Raw genomic sequence first — 16825 nt, forward strand, 5'->3', positions numbered from 1 at the left:
CAGATTTTCGACGATCGACTGCCCGCCCATGCGCCACCGCCCCCGATGATCCACATGGCAGGATTGCCGGGCCGCGCGGGACACATGGTCTCCGCGCTGCTCAAGAGCGTCAGTGGAAGAGAACGGCTGGGTCCCAGGCATGACTGCTGAGTGGTATGTCCTCATCGAAGAGGACACTCGGGTGACGGAACGCGTCGAGGGCGTCGAACTGAAGCTGCACCGCTGGATGTTGACGAGCACCCACCACATCGACGGCGACGAGGCGCAGGCCGTCGCGGCGGCCGAGGACGCGGCTCTGCACTACGCGCCGGCGACCATCGCCCGGCACGCCAAGCCGGGGGACGAACCGGCCCGCCACGCCCTGCTCGCCCAGGACGGTGCGTGGATGGTGATCGTGCGGCAGCGCCACCGTGAGTGCCGCATACGCGTGACGACGGCCCGGCTCATGCACTCCCAGGAGGAGAAGGAAGCTCCGCCGAAGACGCTCAAGGAGACCCTCCGCGGTGCCCTCCAGGCCCCGCCGGCGCCTCTGAAGCCCTGGGCGCCGCCCGGCCAGGGCTAAGGGGCACAACCAGAGCCAAGGGTCACAACCAGACCCGCGCCAGGGAGACTTCGCTGGTGGCGGACCCGCGGTGGGGTACCGAACGCTCCGGCTACCTGTGGTCCGGAGTCGGCGTGGCGGTGTCGTGCGCAGTCGCTCCGGGTTCGGCGTGGAGGACTTCGCGGGCCTGTTCGGCGGCGCGGATGATGCTTTCGCTGATGAAGTCGAGGAAGCGGGCGATGTTCTCCAGTCGGGTGGCGGCGGGGGTGTGGGGGCCGAGGACGGCGACGCCCCGGCGTGCCGTTTCGACGAGCCGGTCGTTGGCCCGGGCGCTGGCGATCGTCGCCTGGTAGAAGAGTTCGTCGTCGACGACGTAGCGGTCGCGGCGGCGTTCGTCGCGTTCCCGGCGGACGAGGCTCTGACTCTCCAGGAAGGCAATCGCCTTGGAAATGGAGGACGGGCTGACCTGGAGGCGCTGAGCGAGTTGAGACGCGGTGAGGCTGCCCGCGTCGGTGGTGAACAGGCAGGTCAGCACACGTGCCGACATCTTGTTCAGGCCCGAGGCCATGAGGACGGTGGTGAACGTCTCCTCGTACTCGGCCATGGCATCGGCGTCACGTCCGTGCGACTGGGGGGCCGACTCCGGCCCTCGGGAGGCCGGCGCCTTACGCCGGTGGGCGCGGCGTTCGGTGGCGTGGTGGGCCAGGTCGGCGCGGTAGGCGGTGGGGCCGCCGTTGCGCATCACCTCGCGCGTGACCGTCGAGGTCGGACGGTCGAGGCTGCGGGCGATCGCGGCGTAGGGGAGGCCGTCGGCCAGCCCCAGCGCGATCTGCCGGCGCTCCTGGTGGGTGAGCCTGCCTCCCGGCATCGCTGCCTCCTCAATTGGTCCTTCATGGCGGTCCCTGAGCCCTCACAGTAGCGTTCACTTCTGGTCCATTGCAATGAACGTGATAGCCGTCGTTGCGTTGCACTCAAGACCGTTGCAACACTTTGCGGACTCTCAGCTGCATAAACGTCTTCCCTGCGCAACAAGTGCGTTGCCCAATCATGGAACGCAACGTAGCGTTTTCGATGTCAGAAACGACGAGCACTCGGGAGAAGACGATGCGGAAGTTCAACACCCCGGCCCCGATCTCCGCCGTCCTGGAGATCCCCGCCGGACGCGTCCAGTTCATCGCGGCACAGCGCGCCGACACCACCGTCGAGGTCCTGCCCACCGACCCCGCCAAGAGCCGGGACATCAAGGCCGCCGAGCAGACCTCCGTCGCGTACGCCGACGGTGTCCTGCGGATCACGGCCCCGACGCCGGACAGTCGGCTCTTCGGCCCCTCCGGGTCCCTGGAGGTCACCGTCCAGCTCCCGGCCGGCTCCCGCGTCGAGGGCAAGGCCGCCGGCGCCGAACTCCGCGGCGTCGGGCGCCTGGGCGACATCGCCTTCGAAGGCGCGTACCGCCACATCAAGATCGACGAGGCCGCCGGCGTCCGTCTCACCGCGATCGACGGCGACGTCGAGGTCGGCCGCCTCGACGGCCCCGCCGAGATCAGCACCACGCGGGGCGACATCCGGATCACCGAGGCCCTGCGCGGCACGGTTGTGCTCCGCACCCAGTCCGGCGACATCACGATCGGCGCCGCCGCCGGCGTCTCGGCCGCCCTGGACGCCGCCGCCGGCCATGGCCGCGTCAGCCACGCCCTCAAGAACGACGGCACCACCGCACTCGAGATCCGCGCCACCACCTCGAAGGGCGACATCACCGCCCGCAGCCTCTGAAGGAACAGAGCCGGCACTCTCCAACGACCAGGGGGAAGACATGACGAAGAACAGCACTTCCGCGAACAGTCCGAAGTGGACCGGCACGGTGCCGGTCGAGGACACGGCCCTCGCCGTCACCGACACCGGCGGTCCCGGTATCCCGGTGGTCTACCTCAACGGCCAGTTCGCCACTCAGGGGTACTGGCGGCGCGTCATCGCCGAACTGGGGACGGAGTGGCGGCACATCACCTACGACGAGCGGGCCCGCGGCAGATCCGAGCGTTCGGCGGACTACTCCTTCGCGGCGGCCGTCCGGGACGTCGATGCCGTCCTCGCGGCCAGGGGTGTGGACCGGGCGCTGGTGGTGGGCTGGTCCTATGGAGCGGTGGTCGGGGCGCACTGGGCCGACCGGAATCCGGAGCGCGCCCTGGGCGCGGTCCTGGTCGACGGCGCCTTCCCCTACGACTGGCTCGACGAGGCCATGGAGCGGCGTATCCGCAAGCTGTTCCGCCGGATGAGCTGGTTCCTGCCGCTGTTGCGCCCGACCGGCCTGGCCCCGCGGATGACCGCCGAGCAGCAGGCGAACAGCAACATCGAGCTCGGCAGGCTCTCCCGCGAAAGCGAGCTGGGCCCGGTGCTGGACGGCATCACCGTCCCGGTGCGGTACGTGGTCGCTTCGGGCACGTCGTTCGGCAGCCGCGGCGATGAGCAGGAACGCATCCGCGCCGGCCTCGACGCGGTGACCGGGCGCAACCCGAACATCCGGATCGGCGCGAAGGTCGCCAGCAACCACGGTGCGCTCCTCAAGAAGGACTTCAGGGCCATCGCGGAGGCCGTACGCGAGGTCGCCGCCCTCTCGCGTCGACGCAGTTCGTGAGACCTGTGTGAGACGGCCGTGAGACGGCCGTGAGACGGCGAAGCCCCGGCTCGGTGGAGTTCACCGGCCGGGGCTTCGCCGCGCCCTGGGGCGGTCACGTCTGCTCGTCGCCCTCCGGCTCTCCGCCATCGGGGGTGAGGATCGAGGCCCAACCTGTCGTGTCGGTGGTCGTATTGATCCGCAGGCCCCCGTCCGTGCCGAACATCTCGATCAACTGCGACAGGTGGGCTCGGGCCACGCTGCGGCCAGGGGCCTCTTCGCCACTCACCCGCGCCCCTCCAGGTCCGCCCACACGACCTTCCCCCAGCGCCGCTCATCCGTGCCCCAGTCGGCCGCCAGCGCCGCCACGAGGACCAGCCCACGGCCGCCTTCCTCGTCGCCCTTCGGCGTGCACAGCGCGGGCAGCACGCGGGAGAAGTCCGCCACCGCCACGCGTACCGTGCGCGGCGCGGTGCGCTCCACCACCACGCGGATGGACTCCCGCCGGGCGTGCCGCACGGCGTTGGCCACCAGCTCGGAGACGACCAGGGCACCGTTCTCGGCCATCCCGTGCAGACCCCACGCGGTACAGGCCGCGCGCACAAGGCGCCGGGCGGTGGCAGCGCTCTCCGGCTCGCGTGGCAGGGTCTCGCTGTAGCCGGGGTGCCCGGTCGGACGGGGTGTGGTGGTCAGCGGCGTCATGATGCGCCCCCTGTGGCCGCCTGCCGGTCTCGCAGCAGATCCGCCAAGGCGTCGTGCAGGCGAACTGCCTCCGCCCGCGAGAGGACCAGCGGGATATCACCGTGGTGCTCATCAAGTCGGAACAGGGAGAGGGGAACGCGGACTTCTCCCGTGTCCGCGTGGAAGGTGGGGGCATTCCCCCGGTGCAGGGAGGCATGCGAAGTCATGGTCTGGCTCGCTCTCATGAGATGACGAGCCGTCACCGTGCCACCACGGAAAGAGAGGAAGGGGGACAGCGGGTCCACCGGACCCAAACTGTCCCCCTTCTCGGAGTGCCATCTACTGCGGCCCGACGCCGACCCGTTCGGCCAGGGTGCGCGCCTCGCTGCGCAGCGCACGCGGAGCCTTCCGCCACAGCTCAGCCACCGCCGTTCGCGCGGACGGCGTGTAGGCCACGGTCTCTGGGCTGATGTGGCGGGCCTTGATCATCACGTGCAGCGCAGCCGTACGGTCGCCCCGCTGGAGGTGCCCGCGAGCGACCTCCACCCACAGCCGGGAACGGCGTTCAACGGACGGCATCACGTCGGGGTCGATGTCGTCGGCCAGCGAGATGGCTTTGCGGGAGGACCGCAAGTCCGTGGCGACGGAGACCGCGTGGAAATCGACGTTCGCCCGCCCGAACACAGTGGAGGGATGCACGTAGCCTGACGGCAAGGACTTCGCCACCTGGTCGCCCGCGTCCCAGAACCGCCACGCGTTGCCGTCCTGGCCGTCCCTGGCCGCAGTGACGGCCGCGTGGAGCTGCAACGCCCCGTAGATCCCGCGCCAGTCGGCGGGCGCGTCGTCCAGGTGGGGACGGATCAGGTTGGCGGCTTCGGTCACCACCCGTAGGGCTTCCTCGGGGTAGCTGGTCTCCCGCAGGATGTTGCCCAGGTTCCAGGCAGAAGCCGCTATGGCCTCGGGAGCGTCGGCCTGTTGAGCGGCCGTGAGAGCCCTGTCCGCAACCACCCACGCCAGCTCTGCTGGGGCTACGTACGCTGTGGCCTGCCCGGTGAGCCGGTACACGTCGGAGAGCGCCACCAAGGCGGTACGGCGCTCGTCTCCGTCCAAGGCGGCCGCCGCGTGCCCCGCATCACGGATCAACTCCGGAAGTAGCGACCCGACTTCGGTCCGATTGCGGCCCGAAGTGTGCCACAGCTTCCACGTCTGGGTGATGCGGGCGAGCAGGGCGGAGGCGTCGGGAGCGTCAGCGGTCGGAGGCGTGAAGGACCGCCGCATAACAGCCGCCCAGATTGCGGGCAGCGTCGGGTGGTTGAGCCTGCCCAGCGGTACTGGCTGCGCCACCTCGGTTTCTTCTCCGGTAATGGCCCGGAGATCGGAGAGCTGGAGCGCTGCGGCTAGCCGCATCAAGAGCGTGTGGGAGCGCAACTCCCGCTCGCCGGTCTCGATCTTTTTCAGCCAGTCGGGGCCACGCCCGCACAGACCGGCGAGGACGGGACGGGACATCCCCCGTGACTCGCGCAGGACTTGGATACGCTCACCGATGTGGAGGTCTTCGGAACTCTCAGGCATGGCGTGCTCCTTCTGCCGTTCCTCCCACGGTACCCAGACAGCGTGGATCTGTGGTAACAACCGGTAGCACGGCCCCCCTTCGGGCGCGGGCGCGCTGCGCGGCCGTCAGCTCCCGGTCGTCCAGCGCCCGGTTCATCGCCTCGAACATGGTCTTCGTCTGGGCCTCGGCCGGTGTCACCAGACGCTCTTCCACGCCCGCACGGGCGTGGAAGTCGCACATCTTCAGCAGCCACGCCACGTGACCAGTACCGCGGCTGGGGCGAGGTCATCCTCTTCACCACGTGCACCGCCGCCCGCATCGGTGAGGTCTCCGGCTGCCGCGTCGGCGACATCGACACCACCAACTGGATCTGGACGGTCCGACCCCAGACCACCCCCGCATCGTCGCCAAGCTTGGCCACGAGCACCTGCGCCGCCACGACCTCGGCCCCACCGGACTCACCCGGTTCGCCGACGCCGGTGTACCTGTACGCGTCCTCCGGAAGATCGCCGGGCAGGGTTCGCTCATCACCACGCGCTACCTACACCCCGACGTCCGCCAGATCACGGCGCGGGCGCGGCGCTCACCATCCACCTCAGTGTGCTGCGCGCCCCGCAGACCCTTCCGCACCCGGTCGTCGTCGCCCTCTGACGCGGTCAAGGCAGTTGGTCCCCAGCTGGTCCCCAAAAAACGGTTCAGGGGCCGTCTCGGATTTCTCCGAAACGGCCCCTGAACTGCGACTCTCTTGAGTCGGGACGACAGGATTTGAACCTGCGACCCCTTGACCCCCAGTCAAGTGCGCTACCAAGCTGCGCCACGTCCCGATGCGCTCACTCGCGGTGACCCGCGTGATCGCGCGAACAGCACTTTACCCCACGTACGGGACTCCTCCGAAGCGGGTTACCGGCGGGGAGGGGCAGAATCGGCCGCATGGCAGACGCAAGCGGAGACGGAGACATCGGCGGGCGGGACCGGGACCCGGAGGGCCGGGCGCGCAACGCGCGGCCTCGGGACGGGCTGGGGCGGCCGTTGCCGTACGGGGTGGACGGGGTCGAGCGGCAGCCGGAGGGGGTCGTGCGGAGCCCGGCCGAGACGGTCGCGGAGGCGCAAGAGCTGCTGGACGCCGGTAAGCCGTTCCACGCGCACGAGGTGTTCGAGGACGCCTGGAAGTCCGGCCCCGACGCCGACCGGGGGCTGTGGCGCGGCCTCGCCCAGCTCGCGGTGGGCCTCACCCACTCCGCGCGCGGCAACACCACCGGCGGCGCCCGTCTGCTGCGGCGTGGGGCGGCTGCCGTGACGGAGTGGTCGGCCGAGCAGAACCAGCCCCGCCCCTACGACCTCGACCTCACCGGCGTGGCCTCCTGGGCCGGGGCCCTGGCCGGACGGGTGGAGCAAACCCCCACCCCCATCGACGCGGGCACCGAGGCACCCCGCCTCCGACGCCCGTGACGCCTACGCTCTCCGCCCCCGCAGCGCCTCGTCCGCCACGCCCCCGGCCCCCAGCAGACCGGTCGGCGGAAGTGCTTGCTCGGCCTGCAACTGCGGCAGCGCCCGGCGGGAGACGCGCAGCACGATCGGCGGCAGTACCGCGCGCCCCAGCTGGGCCAGCCGTAGCCAGGCGGGGACGTAGACGGAGGTGCGGCGGTGTTCCACCGCGCGGACCAGCCGCTCCGCGACGAACTCGGCCGGGTACACCTTGCGGGCCGGCGCCGGCAGGTGGGCGCGGAGTTCGCGCAGAACCGGGTAGTTGTCCGCGTCGCGGACCATGTCGGTGTCGGTCCAGTTGATGTAGGCGATGCCCACGCCGACGGACTCATGGGCGACCTCGGCCTGCAGGGCGTGGGCGAAGGACTCGACGCCCGCCTTGGAGGCGCAGTAGGCGCTCATCATCGGTGAGGTGCCGAAGGCGGCCAGGGAGGCGACCTGGAGGAAGTAGCCGGACGTGACCAGCAGGTCGGCCAGGAACGCCCGTGCCGTCATGGCGCTGCCGACGAGGTTGACCTCGATCACCCGCCGCCAGGACTCGGGGTCGGACCCGGCGAAGGGACCGCCCTCGGCGATCCCCGCGTTGGCGACGACGACGGACGGTCGGCCCAGCCGGTCCCGCACCTCTTCGGCGGCGCGCTCCAGGGCCCGGTAATCGGTGATGTCGACCTCCAGGGCGATCACCGGCGGAGGGAGCGAGGCGGCCACTCCCTCCAGTTCCGGTCGCTCCAGGCCGAGCAGGGCGAGCCGGGCGCCGCGCTCGGCGAAGGCGTGAGCCAGAGCCGCGCCCAGTCCGCGCGCGGCTCCGGTCACGACGACGGTACGGCCTGCGAGGGGGCTGTCGTACATGTGGGCTGCCTCCGTTCGCCGAACCCGGCCCGTCCGGGCTCACCGGAAGGGCCGAGTACCCAGATGCGACAGGAAGCGGCCGCCCGCCGGACAGCCCCTAGTGCACCTGGTACTGCCCGACCTCGATGAAGTACCGCAGCTCCTCCAGCGTGCCGTCGAGCGCCGCGGAGGCGGCCGCACGGAGGGCGGGGCTGGACTTGGGGTCGGCGAGGATACGGAAGGCGGCCACCCGGTCGTCCTCCCCCTGCGCCAGGCGGTAGCCCGTCTCCAGGAACGCCCGCTGGTCGTCCATCGTGCCGTCGAGCGCCTTGTTGGCCTCGCGGATCACCGCCTTGCCGCTCTTCGGGTCGGCGAGGATACGGGCGATGGCGACCCGGTCGTCCTCGGCCTGGGCCAGGCGGTAGCCGGTCTCCAGGAAGGCCCGCTGGTCCGCGATCGTGCCGTCCAGCGCCTCGTTGGCCTCGCGGATCACCGCCTTCCCGCTCTTCGGGTCGGCGAGGATTCGGGCGATGGCGACCCGGACGTCGTCGTCGGACATCTGGTCCACCGGGGTGCCCGTCGTGGCCGACACGGTCGCGGCGGGGGTGGCCGGGGTGGCGGCGGACGCCGGGGTGGAGACGAGAAGGGCCGGGGCGAGGGCCGCGGCCGCGAGGAGCAGAGCTGCGCGGGTCGATCTCATGATGATGAGCCTCCGTAATCGAGTGGCCGGAAGATCATCTCCCGCGCGGCCCGCCGCGATCACTGCCACGAACCGGCAGTCTTCTCCGGTTCCCGTTGCCGCCCCCGTACCCGGCCCGCCCGGGGCCGTGCGGCAGACTCATGGCGTGCGAGAGATTCATGTCATCGGTATCGGCGCGGGCGACCCCGACCAGCTGACGTTGCAGGCGGTCAAGGCGTTGCGCGGCACGGACGTGTTCTTCCTGCTCGACAAGGGCGAGGTGAAGAGTGATCTGACGCGGCTGCGCCGGGACATCCTGGACGCGCATCTGCCCGAGGGCTCGTACCGGGTGGTGGCCGCCCGCGACCCGGAGCGGGACCGGCGGGCGGGCGGTGCGGCCTACTCCCCCGCCGTCGAGGACTGGCGTGCGGCCCGCGCGGGGATCTACGAGCGGCTCATCGCCGAGGAGGTCGCGGAGGACGGCACGGGCGCGTTCCTGGTGTGGGGCGACCCCTCGCTGTACGACAGCACGCTCGGCATCCTGCAGGAGGTGCTGGCGCGGGGCTCGGTCGCGTTCTCGTACGACGTGGTGCCCGGCATCAGCAGTGTCTCCGCGCTGGTCGCCCGGCATCGTACGGGCCTGAACCGGGTGGCGCGGCCGGTGCAGATCACCACCGGGCGGCGGCTGGCGGAGGGGTTCCCGGAGGGGGTGGACGACGTGGTGGTGATGCTCGACGCGCACCAGGCGTTCCGGGAGTACGCCGGGGACGACATCGACATCTACTGGGGCGCGTACATCGGCACCCCGGACGAGATCCTGGTCTCCGGGCCGCTGGCGGAGGCCGGGCCGCGCATCGAGCAGGTGCGGGCGGAGGCGCGGGAGCGCAAGGGCTGGATCATGGACACGTATCTGCTGCGCAGGCATCCCCGGGGGGAATGACCCCGGCCAGCCAGTCCAGTACGGCTTCCTTATCCGGCAACGCCCCTGCACCGGAGGGGAGTTCAGGGCGGCGTACGACGACCACCGGCAACGAGAGCGAGCGGGCGGCGGCCAGTTTCGGTGCCGTCGCCGCTCCCCCGCTGTCCTTCGTCACCAATACGTCGATGCGGTGCGTCCGGAGCAGGTCCAACTCGTCGGCGAGGCTGAACGGGCCTCTCGCCAGGACCATTTCGCAGTGCGGGGGCAGCGGCGGCTCCGGTGGTTCCACCGAGCGGACCACGAAATGAGTGTCCGTCAGGCCACTGAAAACAGCGAGACCGAGCCGTCCCGTGCTGAGGAACACCCGTTGTCCCAGGCGGGGTACGGCTTGCGCCGCCTCCTCCAGAGAGACAACCGGGTGCCAGTCGTCGTCCAGGTCCCAGCCGGGGCGCCGCAGGATCGCGTGCGGGACGCCGGCCACCCCTGCCGCCTCCGCCGCGTTCGCCGTGATCCGCTCCGCGAAGGGATGAGTCGCGTCCACCAGCGCGGTGACCCGGTGGGCGCGCAGCCAGTCGGCCAGCCCGGCCGCGCCCCCGAACCCGCCGACACGGACCTCACCGTCGATCGCCCCCGGCCGGCGCACGCGCCCCGCGAGCGAGGTGGTGACCCGGAGGCCGGGCCGCGAGGCGAGGGCGGTGGCGAGGTGGCGGGCCTCGGTGGTGCCGCCGAGGATCAGGACGTGCGCGGGCATGGGGTGAGCGTACGCATCCGGTCAGCTCAGCAGGAGTTCGAGCGCCCCGACGAGGGTCGCCACGATGACGATGCGGTCGAAGAGCCGCTGGTTGATCTTGTGGACGGCCCACTTGCCGAGGAACCCGCCGGGGACGACGAACGCGAGCAGTGCCGCGTCGAGCAGCAGCGAGTTGCCGTCGATCAGGCCGAGGGCCGCACTGAAGGGGATCTTGGCCACGTTGACGATGAGGAAGAAGAAGGCGGAGGTGCCGAGGAAGCCCATCTTGCGGAAGCCCGCGGAGAGGAGATACATCGACATCACCGGTCCGCCCGCGTTGGCGACCATGGTGGTGAAGCCCCCGGTCACGCCGTACGCGCCCGCCGTCGCCCGGCCCGTCCGCGTGCTGACGTCCTCCGCCGCCTCCTGGCGTCGCCGCCACAGCGTGATGCCGGTCATCATCAGCAGGATCGCGCCGATGGAGGTCCGTACGATCCCGTCGCCGACGCGGGCGAGGAACAGCGTGCCCGCCACCACTCCGGCCGCGACGGCGGGGAACAGCCGCCACAGGGTGGGCCAGTGGGCGTGCCGCCGGTAGGTGAGGACGGCGAAGGTGTCGCCCGCGATGAGGAGCGGCAGCAGTACGCCGGTGGAGGCGCGGGCGGGCAGGATGGCCGCGAAGACGGCGAGGCTGACCGTGTTGGCCCCGCTGACCGCGGTCTTGGAGAAGCCGACCAGGAGGGCGGCGAGGGCCAGGGCGGCGAATTCCCAGCCGGATATGTGCCAGAGCGTCATCATGTTCATGCGGAGACCGATGCTATGTGCACACGTCCGGCCGGGCGCCGGGGGCTCAGCGGGCGGTGTACCGGGTGCGCAGTTCCCGCTTGAGCACCTTCATGCTGGGGCCGAGCGGCAGCGCGTCCGTGAACTCCACGCGGCGCGGGTACTTGTGCTTGCCGAGGTGCTCCTTGGACCACTCGGTGATCGCCTCGGCGTCGGGCGTGCCGCCCGGTGCGGGGACGACGACCGCGCAGATCTCCTCGCCGTGCAGCTCGTCGGGCAGGCCGATGACGGCGACCTGGGCGACCTCGGGGTGGCGCGCGAGGACCTCCTCGACCTCGCGGGGGTAGACGTTGTAGCCGCCCCGGATGATGACGTCCTTCTTGCGGTCGACGATCCGCAGGAACCCGTCCCCGTCCTTGGTGCCGAGGTCGCCGGTGCGGAACCAGCCGTCGACCAGCGCCTCGGCGGTGGCCTCCGGGCGGCCCAGGTAGCCGGAGAAGACGTTGTGGCCCCGGATGACGACCTCGCCCAGCTCGCCGGGCGGGAGGAGTTCGACGCGGTCCTCGATGTCCGCGTGGGCGATCTCGGCGTCCACGCCCCACAGCGGGTGGCCGATGGTGCCGGCGCGGGTACCGAAGACGGGCTGGTTGACGGTGGCGGCCGGGGAGGTCTCCGAGAGGCCGTACCCCTCGTAGATCCGGGCGCCGAACGCCGTCTCGAACCGTTCCAGCACGGCCACCGGCAGCGAGGCGCCGCCGGAGACGCACAGCCGCAGCTCGGGCAGGGCGGTGGCGTCGGCCGCGACGGCGGCGAGGGAGACGAACATGGTGGGGACGCCGTGGAAGGTGTTGACGTGCTCCCGGACCATGATCTCGATCGCGCGGGCGGCGTCGAAGCGGGGCATCAGGACGAGCGTCGCGCCCGCGCGCCAGGTGGAGTTGAGGGAGACCGTCTGCCCGAAGGCGTGGAAGAGCGGAAGCGCGCCGAGGACGATGTCGTCGGGGCGGATGTCGTTGGCGTCGAAGGCGTTGACGGTCGCGTTCATCACGATGTTGAAGTGGCTGAGCACGGCGCCCTTCGGGACGCCGGTGGTGCCGCTGGTGTAGAAGACGACGGCCGGGTCGTCGGCGGCACGGGTGACGTACGAGTACGGCGGCTCGGCATCCACCGCGAGCTTCTCCAGCTCCTCGCCGAGGACGACCACGCGGATGCCGAGGGGGTCGGCGGCCGCGCGGGCGGTGGCCTCCTGGGCCGGGTGGGCGAGCAGCAGGGTGGCGCCGCTGTCCTTGAGGACGTGCTCGACCTCGGACGCGGAGAGCAGCAGGTGGACGGGGACGACGACTCCGCCCACCGCCATGGTCGCGTAGTAGGCGAGCGGGAACTCGGCGGTGTTGGGGGCCATCAGGGCGACCCGGTCACCCGGCCGTACGCCGAGGGCGGCGAGCGCGCCCGCCTGGGCGAGGGAGCGCCGCCAGGCTTCGGCGAAGGTGAGGCGCAGGTCGCCCTCGACCAGGGCCGTCCGGTCGGGGCGGCGGCGGGCGTTCTCGGCCAGGATGGCGGCGACGGACAGGGTTGCCATGAGGTGCGGCTCCGTTTCCTGCGGTGCGACTCGTGCTGCGGAACTCCCTTGCCAGGAAGTCCCGTCGGGGTGGTTCAGGGGCGCTCCACCAGGACCGCGCTGCCCTGCCCGACGCCGACGCACATGGTGGCGAGGCCGCGTCCGGCGCCGGTGCGGCGCATGCGGTGCAGCAGGGTGGTGAGGATGCGGGCGCCGGAGCAGCCGAGGGGGTGGCCGAGGGCGATGGCGCCGCCGGTGGGGTTCACCAGGCCGGGGTCGATGCCGAGTTGGTCGACCGAGGCGAGGGCCTGGGCGGCGAACGCCTCGTTGAACTCGGCCTCCTGGAGGTCGTCGACGCTCCAGCCGACGCGGGCGAGCGCCTTGCGGGTGGCGGGGACGGGGCCGATGCCCATCACGTCGGGGTGGACGCCCGCCGAGGCTCCGGCGACGTAGCGGCCGAGGGATTCGAGGCCCAGTTCCTCCAGCGCGTCCTCGCTGACCAGGAGGAGGCCGGCGGCGCCGTCGTTCATGGGTGAGGCGTTGCCCGCGGTGACCGTGCCGTCCGCCCGGAACACCGGCTTGAGGCGGGCGAGTTTCTCCAGGGACGTGTCCTCGCGTACGCATTCGTCGCGGTCGACGGCGATGCCGTCCGGGCGCTCCACGGGCAGGAGTTCGGCGTCGAAGTGGCCGTTCTTCCGTGCGGTGGCGGCGAGTTGGTGGCTGCGCAGGGCGAACTCGTCCTGGCGTTCACGGGAGATGCCGTAGCGCCGGGCGACCTCCTCGGCGGTCTCGCCCATGGCCAGCACGCCGTGCAGGTCCTTCATCGCCGGGTTGGTGAGGCGCCAGCCGAGGCGGGTGTCGTAGGTCTCCATGCGGTGCGGGAGGGCCTCGTCGGGGCGGGGCAGCACGAAGGGGGCGCGGCTCATGGACTCGGAGCCGCCCGCGATCACGATCTCCGCCTCGCCGGCCGCGATGGTGCGGGCGGCGGTGGTGACCGCCTCCAGGCCGGAGGCGCACAGCCGGTTGACGGTGGCGCCGGGCACGGAGTCGGGAAGCCCGGCGAGGAGGGCGGCCATGCGGGCGATGTTGCGGTTGTCCTCGCCGGCCTGGTTGGCGGCGCCCCAGTACACGTCGTCGATACGGGCCGGGTCGAGGGCGGGCACGCCGCCGACCAGGTCGCGGACGACGGCCGCCGCGAGGTCGTCGGGCCGCACGGCGGACAGGGCTCCGCGCAGCTTGCCGATGGGGGTGCGGCGGGCGGCCGCGAAGTGGACGGGACGCACTGCTTGGACTCCTGACCGACGACGCTGTGGATCAGCATGAACCTACGCCCCGCCGGGACGGAGCGAATTAATTAGCACTGCTAGTTTTGGCTCTACCGGACTATAGACCGCGCACCGGCTCCCTGGGAAGATCCGCCCGGAGTGAGCCACGCGACCGCGCCGGAGGAGACCACCATGACCGCCGTACGCGAACACACCCGCCAGGGCGTCCACGGAGCGCTGCACATCCGCGCCTGGCCGCACCCCGCGCCCCGCTGTCTCGCCCTGCTGGTGCACGGGTACGGCGAGCACGCGGGCCGGTACGACGAGGTCGCCGGGGTGCTCACCGGCCACGGCGCGGCGGTGTACGCGCCCGACCACCTCGGGCACGGCCGGTCGGCCGGCGAGCGGGTGCTGATCGAGGACTTCGAGGACGTGGTCACCGACGTCCACACGGCGGCCGACCTGGCCCGTGCCGAGCACCCCCGGTCTGCCGCTGGTCATGGTGGGCCACTCCGTGGGCGGCCTGATCGCGGCCCGGTACGCCCAGCGGTACGGGTCCGAACTGAGCGCGCTGGTGCTGTCGGGGCCGGTGATCGGCGAGTGGGCGCTGCCCGGCCGACTGCTCGCGCTGGACGAGGTCCCGGACGTGCCGATCAGCCTGGCCGCCCTCTCCCGCGACCCGGCCGTGGGCGCGGCCTACAGTGCCGACCCACTGGTGTGGCACGGCCCCATGAAGCGGCCGACCCTGGTGGCCTTCGAACGCGGGCTCGCGGCCGTGGCCGAGGGCGGCGACATCGGGGAACTCCCGCTGCTGTGGCTGCACGGCGACGACGACCGGCTCGTCCCGCTGCCGGGCAGCCGAGTCGGCGTCGACCGCCTCGGCGCGGGCCGAGCCACCGAACGCGTCTTCCCCGGCGCCCGCCACGAGGTCTTCAACGAAACCGACCGGGCAAAGGTCTTCGGGGAGCTGACGGGCTTCCTGGACTCGGTGCTGGACTAGACCTCTATAGCTCTATGCCGAGAATCCGCAGCTCTATGCCGAGAATCCGCGCGACCGTGCGCGGTACCCCCTGGTCGTTGTTGGACGGGGCCAGGTGGCGGGCTCGGTGGATGACGTCGGGGTGGGCGTTGGCCATGGCGAAGGACCAGTCGGCGGCGTCGAGCATCTCGAGGTCGTTGAGGTAGTCGCCGAAGACCATGGTCTGGGCGGGGGTGATGCCCAGTTCGCGCTGGAGGCCGCGCAGGGCGGCGCCCTTGTTGGCGGTGCGGTTCATGACGTCCACCCAGTGCTCGCCGGACACCACCACCTGGTGGCTCTCGGCGAAGGGCGCCAGGGCGGGGGCGGCGCCGGTCTCGGCGGAGCCGAAGTCGTACACCGCGACCTTGATGATCTCGTCGTCCACCGCGGTCACGTCCTCGACCACGCGGTGCTCGACGTAGTACTTGCGCACCTCGGCGAGGAACGCCTCGTCGGTCCGCTCCACGTACGCGGCCCGCTTGCCGCAGACCACGGCGCCCGCGTCCACGCCCCGCGCGGCCAGCCCCCGTACGGTGCGGGCGAGGTCGGCGGCGGAGGCGGGGTCCAGCGGGTCGGAGCTGAGTTCCACCCCGTCGCGGACCACATAGGTGCCGTTCTCCGCTATGAACACCATGCCCTCGGCGACCTCGGCGAACTGCCGGGCCAGCGTGGCGTACTGGCGGCCGCTCGCGGGGCTGAACAGCACGCCCCGGCGCCGCAGTTCGGCGAGGAGGGGCCACAGGGTGTCCGGCGGGCACTTGTCGTCGTCCAGCAGGGTGCCGTCCATGTCGGTGACGACGAGGCGGATGTCGGCGGGGCCGGAGGGCGGGCCGGGGACGTCGAGGAGGTGCGCGGGCGTCGCTGACATGTGCTGCTTCCGGTCGGTTCGCGGGACGCCTCCAGTGTTCCTCATGGTTCCTCATGCCCCGAACGGGCTTTCCCCCGGGCGGCGCGGCCAGGTCCGGGAGTCGTCCGGGGATGCCCGTTCGGTGCCCGTTCGCGCACCGTGCGCGATTTTCGGGACACCGCGATCGCCGGGCGGCACAATGACGGGACGACGTGATCAAGGGGCGGCGCACGGCCGCACGTGGGAAGGGGGGCGAGTTGAGCGACAACGGCTCCCCTACGGCCGGCGCCCGGACTCCGCGGACGCGGGCGCCGTACCGCAGTTCGGCGCCGTCGCCGTGAAACCGTGAGGCCGCCGGCCCGCGCAACCGCACGTATCCGAGCCCGCCCGCGCCCGCGGCGGGTCCCCACCCGGAAAGTATGATCAAGCAATGTCTGACATGACCGAGACCACGCCCGGCTGGCTGACCACGGACGAGCTGGAGATGGCCAGGGCCCGGATGCCGATCCTGTACGTCGAGGCCGTGCCCGTGCGGGTGGACGACAGCGGCGAAGTCACCAGTATCGGACTGCTGTTGCGCATCGGCCCGGACGGCACCGTCAGCCGCACTCTGGTCTCCGGCCGCGTCCTGCACCACGAGCGGGTACGCGACGCGCTGCTGCGGCACCTGGAGAAGGACCTCGGACCGGTCGCGCTGCCCCGGGTCCCGGTCTCCACACAGCCGTTCACGGTCGCGGAGTACTTCCCCACGGCCGGTGTCACCCCGTACCACGACCCGCGCCAGCACGCGGTGTCGCTGGCCTTCATCGTGCCGGTGGCCGGTGACTGCCGCCCCCGGCAGGACGCGCTGGACCTGGTCTGGTTCACCCCGCAGGAAGCGGCCTCGGCGGCGCTGCACGGCGAGATGCCGGGCGGCCACGGCGCACTGCTGAAGCAGGCGCTGGCGCACGCGGGCATCGGCTTCTAGCGCTCGTCCGGCCGGGGCCCAACGGTCCCCGGCCGGGGCCGAGTGGCCCGTGGCGCACCGGGTACGGGCGGTACGACCCTGGGGGCAGACGCCTCGAAGGGAGCCGGTGCGATGACCACGAGCACCATGACCACGGCCCTGGAGCCCCTGCACTCGCGGGGCGACAGGCTCTCCAGTTCGGGCGGCAGCACGGGCGTGGTCCCGGCGGGGTCGGCGCGCAGCGAGCGCATCAGCCGGGCTGTGGTCGCGGGGTCCAGCATCGACTGCCCGGAGGCGACCGTACGCACCGCGGACACCACGTCCAGCGCCGCGTCCAGGGCCGGTCGGTCCCCCGGAGGGACCTGTGGCCGTGGCCCGAACGGCC

18 protein-coding genes, 1 tRNA gene and 2 pseudogenes are annotated in these 16825 nt (G+C 71.7%); 7 read left to right on the plus strand and 14 right to left on the minus strand.

Features of this window, described 5'->3' with window-relative positions:
• Window positions 1–139 precede the first annotated feature (139 nt).
• Window positions 140–562 (plus strand): hypothetical protein, encoded by a 423-nt coding sequence (locus ACIGA3_RS06145; RefSeq protein WP_399711051.1) that lies wholly within the window; start codon window positions 140–142, stop codon window positions 560–562.
• 91 nt (window positions 563–653) lie between these two features.
• On the opposite strand, the gene ACIGA3_RS06150 is transcribed toward ACIGA3_RS06145, so the two are convergent.
• On the minus strand, window positions 654–1409 hold the full coding sequence (locus tag ACIGA3_RS06150; protein WP_399711053.1) for a helix-turn-helix domain-containing protein: 756 nt from the start codon (window positions 1407–1409) through the stop codon (window positions 654–656).
• Window positions 1410–1645: 236 nt separating this feature from the next.
• Between ACIGA3_RS06150 and ACIGA3_RS06155 the strand changes: the two genes are divergently transcribed.
• Together ACIGA3_RS06155 and ACIGA3_RS06160 are read left to right on the plus strand one after the other, a co-directional pair.
• The gene (locus ACIGA3_RS06155) at window positions 1646–2311 is read left to right on the plus strand and encodes a DUF4097 family beta strand repeat-containing protein (RefSeq protein WP_399711054.1); all 666 of its coding nucleotides are present in this window, start codon (window positions 1646–1648) and stop codon (window positions 2309–2311) included.
• A 40-nt stretch (window positions 2312–2351) separates the two neighbouring features.
• The gene (locus ACIGA3_RS06160; protein WP_399711056.1) at window positions 2352–3170 is read left to right on the plus strand and encodes an alpha/beta fold hydrolase; all 819 of its coding nucleotides are present in this window, start codon (window positions 2352–2354) and stop codon (window positions 3168–3170) included.
• 94 nt (window positions 3171–3264) lie between these two features.
• On the opposite strand, the gene ACIGA3_RS06165 is transcribed toward ACIGA3_RS06160, so the two are convergent.
• From ACIGA3_RS06165 to ACIGA3_RS06185, 5 genes are all read right to left on the minus strand, one after another.
• Entirely contained in the window at window positions 3265–3438 is a 174-nt protein-coding gene (locus tag ACIGA3_RS06165) for a hypothetical protein (RefSeq protein ID WP_399711058.1), read from the minus strand.
• Complete coding sequence (locus ACIGA3_RS06170) at window positions 3435–3851, minus strand: ATP-binding protein (protein ID WP_399711059.1); 417 nt, start codon at window positions 3849–3851, stop codon at window positions 3435–3437. The genes ACIGA3_RS06165 and ACIGA3_RS06170 overlap by 4 nt, the downstream gene beginning before the upstream one ends.
• 318 nt (window positions 3852–4169) lie before the next feature.
• Window positions 4170–5402 carry a helix-turn-helix domain-containing protein gene (locus ACIGA3_RS06175; protein ID WP_399711061.1) on the minus strand — a complete coding sequence of 411 codons (1233 nt, stop codon included), beginning with the start codon at window positions 5400–5402 and terminating at the stop codon, window positions 4170–4172.
• Window positions 5395–5640: a hypothetical protein gene (locus ACIGA3_RS06180; RefSeq protein ID WP_399711063.1), complete on the minus strand. Its 246-nt coding sequence runs from the start codon at window positions 5638–5640 to the stop codon at window positions 5395–5397. Before ACIGA3_RS06180 ends, ACIGA3_RS06175 begins: the two co-directional genes overlap by 8 nt.
• A 492-nt stretch (window positions 5641–6132) precedes the next feature.
• Window positions 6133–6206: transfer RNA gene (locus ACIGA3_RS06185), tRNA-Pro, on the minus strand.
• Window positions 6207–6312: 106 nt separating this feature from the next.
• On the opposite strand from ACIGA3_RS06185, the gene ACIGA3_RS06190 reads away from it, so the two are divergent.
• Window positions 6313–6831, plus strand: coding sequence for a DUF309 domain-containing protein (locus ACIGA3_RS06190; protein ID WP_399711065.1), 519 nt, complete (start codon window positions 6313–6315; stop codon window positions 6829–6831).
• Window positions 6832–6834: 3 nt separating this feature from the next.
• Here the strand turns inward: ACIGA3_RS06190 and ACIGA3_RS06195 are convergent, their stop codons facing one another.
• Window positions 6835–7716: an SDR family oxidoreductase gene (locus ACIGA3_RS06195; RefSeq protein ID WP_399711067.1), complete on the minus strand. Its 882-nt coding sequence runs from the start codon at window positions 7714–7716 to the stop codon at window positions 6835–6837.
• Window positions 7717–7813: 97 nt separating this feature from the next.
• Window positions 7814–8395 carry an ALF repeat-containing protein gene (locus ACIGA3_RS06200; RefSeq protein WP_399711069.1) on the minus strand — a complete coding sequence of 194 codons (582 nt, stop codon included), beginning with the start codon at window positions 8393–8395 and terminating at the stop codon, window positions 7814–7816.
• Between the two features lie 145 nt (window positions 8396–8540).
• Here ACIGA3_RS06200 and cobF point away from each other — a divergent pair, with 145 nt between their 5' ends.
• A complete protein-coding gene (cobF, locus tag ACIGA3_RS06205; RefSeq protein ID WP_399711071.1) occupies window positions 8541–9314 on the plus strand; it encodes a precorrin-6A synthase (deacetylating) in 774 nt (257 codons plus the stop codon).
• Here cobF and ACIGA3_RS06210 read toward each other — a convergent pair.
• The 4 genes from ACIGA3_RS06210 to ACIGA3_RS06225 all read right to left on the minus strand — a co-directional run bounded on the left by ACIGA3_RS06210 (window position 9271) and on the right by ACIGA3_RS06225 (window position 13647).
• Window positions 9271–10044 (minus strand): cobalt-precorrin-6A reductase, encoded by a 774-nt coding sequence (locus ACIGA3_RS06210; RefSeq protein WP_399711073.1) that lies wholly within the window; start codon window positions 10042–10044, stop codon window positions 9271–9273. The genes cobF and ACIGA3_RS06210 overlap by 44 nt on opposite strands.
• A gap of 21 nt (window positions 10045–10065) precedes the next feature.
• The gene (locus tag ACIGA3_RS06215) at window positions 10066–10827 is read right to left on the minus strand and encodes a sulfite exporter TauE/SafE family protein (protein WP_399711075.1); all 762 of its coding nucleotides are present in this window, start codon (window positions 10825–10827) and stop codon (window positions 10066–10068) included.
• Between the two features lie 46 nt (window positions 10828–10873).
• A complete protein-coding gene (locus ACIGA3_RS06220; protein WP_399711077.1) occupies window positions 10874–12385 on the minus strand; it encodes a long-chain fatty acid--CoA ligase in 1512 nt (503 codons plus the stop codon).
• A 74-nt stretch (window positions 12386–12459) separates the two neighbouring features.
• A complete protein-coding gene (locus tag ACIGA3_RS06225) occupies window positions 12460–13647 on the minus strand; it encodes a thiolase family protein (protein ID WP_399711078.1) in 1188 nt (395 codons plus the stop codon).
• Between the two features lie 174 nt (window positions 13648–13821).
• On the opposite strand from ACIGA3_RS06225, the pseudogene ACIGA3_RS06230 reads away from it, so the two are divergent.
• Window positions 13822–14629: pseudogene (locus tag ACIGA3_RS06230) on the plus strand (lysophospholipase).
• Between the two features lie 4 nt (window positions 14630–14633).
• On the opposite strand, the gene ACIGA3_RS06235 reads toward ACIGA3_RS06230, so the two are convergent.
• Entirely contained in the window at window positions 14634–15515 is an 882-nt protein-coding gene (locus ACIGA3_RS06235; protein WP_399711080.1) for a Cof-type HAD-IIB family hydrolase, read from the minus strand.
• Between the two features lie 418 nt (window positions 15516–15933).
• Here ACIGA3_RS06235 and ACIGA3_RS06240 point away from each other — a divergent pair, with 418 nt between their 5' ends.
• Window positions 15934–16461 carry an NUDIX hydrolase family protein gene (locus tag ACIGA3_RS06240; RefSeq protein ID WP_399712437.1) on the plus strand — a complete coding sequence of 176 codons (528 nt, stop codon included), beginning with the start codon at window positions 15934–15936 and terminating at the stop codon, window positions 16459–16461.
• Window positions 16462–16613: 152 nt separating this feature from the next.
• Here ACIGA3_RS06240 and ACIGA3_RS06245 read toward each other — a convergent pair.
• Window positions 16614–16763 (minus strand): annotated as a pseudogene (locus tag ACIGA3_RS06245) (DNA-binding response regulator); the annotation flags it as partial.
• Between the last annotated feature and the right edge of the window lie 62 nt (window positions 16764–16825).

The sequence above is a fragment of the Streptomyces sp. NPDC085596 genome (assembly GCF_044541565.1).
Classification (GTDB): Bacteria; Actinomycetota; Actinomycetes; order Streptomycetales; family Streptomycetaceae; genus Streptomyces.